Source organism: Serratia sp. 506_PEND (assembly GCF_001076875.1).
Lineage (GTDB): Bacteria > Pseudomonadota > Gammaproteobacteria > Enterobacterales > Enterobacteriaceae > Serratia > Serratia marcescens.
In genome coordinates this window covers 22,079-25,790 of sequence record NZ_JVEL01000410.1, presented here as the reverse complement: position 1 = coordinate 25,790, position 3,712 = coordinate 22,079, and the positions used below count along the sequence as shown (strand labels likewise).

The window sequence follows — 3,712 nt, the reverse complement described above, 5'->3', positions numbered from 1 at the left end:
GCTGTTCGGCCAGCAACCGCTTCACCGCCGCCGCTACGCCGTCCTCCAGCCGCTGATGGCTGGCCAACGGCTGATATAAACGCTCAACCGGGAAGCTTCTCCCCTCGGACACCACTACCGGCGCTTCCGGCAGCAACTGCGACAGGCGAGCGTTATCCAAGGTGGCCGACATGATCAGCAGCTTCAGATCGTCGCGCAGCCCTTGCTGCACATCGAGCAGCAACGCCAGCGCCAGATCGGCCTGCAGGCTGCGTTCGTGGAATTCATCGAGGATCACCAACGACACGCCCTGCAGCTCGGCATCCTGCTGCAACATGCGGGTGAGAATGCCTTCCGTCACCACTTCCAGCCGGGTCTGCGGCCCGCTTTTACTTTCGGCGCGCATGCGGTAGCCCACGGTCTGGCCGGGCTCCTCCCCCAGTTGCTGTGCCAGGCGGTAAGCGACGTTTTTCGCCGCCAGCCGCCGCGGCTCCAGCATGATAATGCGCCCCGGCAACCCGGCCTTCGCCAGGAGCTGCAGCGGCAGCCAGGTGGATTTACCGGCGCCGGTCGGGGCGTGCAACAGCACCTGAGGAGCGGACTGCAACGCAGCCAGCAACTCATCAAGCACCGCGCTGACGGGCAATGAAGACACTGAACTCTCCGTGGTGGTTAACGATAAACGGCGTACAGTGTAGCATTAGCTTTGTCCCCGTAGCCTTTCAAACTGCGGCGTCGTTAGCTATAGTACGGAGCTCATTCGTGCGCCGCGCCCCTCGCGGGGCCGCTGCCAGCAACGTTTACCGCTGTTCCCGACCGTTTTGTCATGCATTTGCCGAGCCCTTATGTCCAATTCGCGCCGCCTGTTTTTCGCCCTGTCCTTGCCTGACGCCCTGCAACAGCAGGTGATCCGCTGGCGCGCCGAGGCGTTTGCGCCGGAGGCCGGCCGGCCGGTGGCTGCGGCCAATTTGCATCTGACGCTGGCGTTTCTCGGCGAGGTCACCGCGCAGAAAGAGCAAGCGCTGCGCAAGCTGGCCGGCCGCATCGTACAACCCGGGTTCAGCATGCGGCTCGACGATCTCGGCCATTGGCCGCGCCCCGGCGTGGTCTGGCTCGGCACCCNCCCGCCGCGCGCCGCGCGGGCTGCTGCAGCTGGCCGAGCTGCTGCGATCGCAGGCCGCCCGCAGCGGCTGCCATCAAAGCGCGCTGCCGTTCCATCCGCATGTCACGCTGCTGCGCGCCGCCACCCAGCCGGTGGCGATCCCGCCGGCGACGCCGGGCTGGGCGTTCAGCGCCGACGCCTTTTCCTTATATGAGTCGGTGTTCGAAAACGGCCGCACCCGCTATCAACACCTCGAACAGTGGCCGCTGGCCAAGCAGGCATCCGCATGATTTTTTCTCCACCGCTGCGTTCCGCCACGCTGATCAAACGTTACAAACGCTTTCTGGCGGACGTGATCACCCCGGAAGGGGAAACCTTTACGCTGCACTGCGCCAATACCGGCGCCATGACCGGCTGCGCCACGCCCGGCGACACCGTTTGGTACTCCACTTCGGACAATCCCAAGCGCAAATACGCTCACAGCTGGGAGTTGACCCATACCCAACAGGGGCACTGGATCTGCGTCAATACCCTGCGCGCCAACGCGCTGGTGCGCGAGGCGATTGAACACAATTTAATCAATGAATTATCCGGTTACAGTAAAATCAGCGGCGAGGTGAAATACGGCGGTGAAAACAGCCGTATCGATTTGTTATTACAGGCAGAAAATCGGGTTAACTGCTATATTGAAGTTAAGTCAGTCACATTACTGCAACAACAACGTGGTTACTTTCCTGATGCGGTAACGCTCAGAGGGCAAAAGCACCTGCGTGAGTTGCTCAGCGTGGTTGAAAGCGGGCAACGGGCGGTGTTGTTCTTTGCCGTGTTACACAGCGGTATTGAGCAGGTCGCACCGGCACATCATATAGATGAGCGCTATGCGGCGCTGTTGGCACAGGTCCGGCAGTTGGGAGTGGAAGTGGTTTGCTACGGGGCAAAATTATCACCTGACGGTATTTATCTCTGCGATAAGCTGCCGTTTTTTATCGATTAGCGCAGTCGGGTCCCTATAAATAGACAACCGGCCAGCACGATCGCCAAATACGCCCTCCTTCACACGATTGTCAAGCGGGCGACAGGAATAATTGCCAACCTACCTTCCTTCTGTTATTTATAGCGGCCTGTTTTTCCCCCGCATTGGGGATTCGATAGTGCGTGTGTATGTAGGAGAAGCAACATGCAAGAAGGGCAAAACCGTAAAACCTCGTCCTTGAGCATTCTCGCCATCGCTGGGGTGGAGCCGTACCAAGAGAAGCCGGGCGAAGAGTACATGAACGACGCCCAGTTGTCGCATTTCAAGCGCATTCTTGAAGCGTGGCGCAACCAGCTCAGGGACGAAGTGGACCGTACTGTATCGCATATGCAAGAAGAGGCAGCCAACTTCCCTGATCCGGCCGACCGTGCCACTCAGGAAGAAGAGTTCAGCCTTGAACTGCGTAACCGTGACCGTGAACGCAAACTGATCAAAAAGATCGAGAAAACGCTGAAGAAAGTGGAAGACGATGATTTCGGCTACTGCGAATCTTGTGGCGTGGAGATCGGTATTCGTCGCCTCGAAGCGCGTCCGACCGCCGATCTGTGCATCGACTGCAAGACGCTGGCCGAGATCCGCGAAAAGCAGATGGCCGGCTAATACCGCTACTCTAAATGATTGGAGCTGCATCAAGGCGGCAAGAATGCGCATCCCGATGAGCTTACTCAAGTAAGTGATTCGGGTAAGCAGGCGCAGCTAACACAGATGCAGTTTCAAGCATAACGAGTATGTTACCGCTGCGGCGTGCGTACCCGCGTGCGCCGCACAGAGAAAAGGGAACCCCTCCCCTCTGATATGCAAGAAAGTCATTATGTGGGGCGTTTTGCCCCATCGCCTTCCGGGGATCTGCATTTCGGTTCGCTGATTGCCGCTCTGGGAAGCTACCTTCAGGCTCGCGCCCAACGCGGGCAGTGGCTGGTTCGCATCGAAGATATCGACCCGCCGCGTGAAGTCCCCGGCGCCGCCGCTCGCATCCTGTCCGCGCTGGAACATTATGGTCTCCACTGGGACGGCCAGGTCATCTATCAATCCCAACGTCACGACGCCTATCGCGCCGCGCTGGATCTGTTGCAGCGCCAGGGGCTCAGCTATTACTGCACCTGCACCCGCAGCCGCATCCAGCACATCGGCGGATTGTACGACGGCCACTGTCGTGACTTGCAGCTCGGCCCGCAGGGCGCCGCCATCCGCTTGCGCCAGACCGCGCCCGTTTACCGGTTCCACGATCGCCTGCAGGGAGAATTGCAGGCCGATCCGGCGCTGGCGGGGGAAGACTTTATCATTCGCCGCCGCGATGGGCTGTTCGCCTACAACCTGGCGGTGGTGATCGACGACCATTTTCAGGGCGTGACCGAGATTGTCCGCGGCGCCGATCTGATCGAACCGACGGTGCGCCAAATTGCCCTCTACCGCCAGCTGCAGGCGCCAGTGCCCGCTTATGTGCATCTGCCGCTGGCGCTGGGCGCCAACGGCATCAAGCTGTCGAAGCAAAATCATGCGCCGGCGTTGCCCGCCGGCGATCCGCGGCCGGTGCTGATCGCCGCGCTGAAATTTCTGCGCCAACCGCTGCCGGAAAGCTGGCAAGATCTTGACCTGCC

General features: G+C 60.2%; 4 protein-coding genes and 1 pseudogene. 4 read left to right on the top strand and 1 reads right to left on the bottom strand.

From position 1 onward, the window contains the following. Positions 1-634: DEAD/DEAH box helicase (locus tag ADK28_RS14995; protein ID WP_048795997.1), on the bottom strand; the 634-nt coding region annotated here is incomplete at its 3' end. Between the two features lie 190 nt (positions 635-824). Between ADK28_RS14995 and thpR the strand changes: the two are divergent. The 4 genes and pseudogenes from thpR to gluQRS all read left to right on the top strand — a co-directional run. Next, positions 825-1,371 (top strand): annotated as a pseudogene (gene thpR, locus ADK28_RS14990) (RNA 2',3'-cyclic phosphodiesterase). Further along, complete coding sequence (gene sfsA, locus ADK28_RS14985) at positions 1,368-2,075, top strand: DNA/RNA nuclease SfsA (protein WP_004937572.1); 708 nt, start codon at positions 1,368-1,370, stop codon at positions 2,073-2,075. The pseudogene thpR and the gene sfsA overlap by 4 nt, the downstream one beginning before the upstream one ends. A gap of 183 nt (positions 2,076-2,258) precedes the next feature. Further along, positions 2,259-2,714 (top strand): RNA polymerase-binding protein DksA, encoded by a 456-nt coding sequence (gene dksA, locus ADK28_RS14980; protein ID WP_004937569.1) that lies wholly within the window; start codon positions 2,259-2,261, stop codon positions 2,712-2,714. 195 nt (positions 2,715-2,909) lie between these two features. Further along, on the top strand, positions 2,910-3,712 hold an 803-nt coding region (gene gluQRS, locus ADK28_RS14975; protein WP_048795998.1), incomplete at its 3' end, for a tRNA glutamyl-Q(34) synthetase GluQRS.

Excerpts from the sequence above, each read along its gene's own strand:
- dksA (WP_004937569.1), top strand. The coding sequence starts at position 2,259 with ATGCAAGAAGGGCAAAACCGTAAAACCTCGTCCTTGAGCATTCTCGCC.
- sfsA (WP_004937572.1), top strand. The coding sequence starts at position 1,368 with ATGATTTTTTCTCCACCGCTGCGTTCCGCCACGCTGATCAAACGTTAC.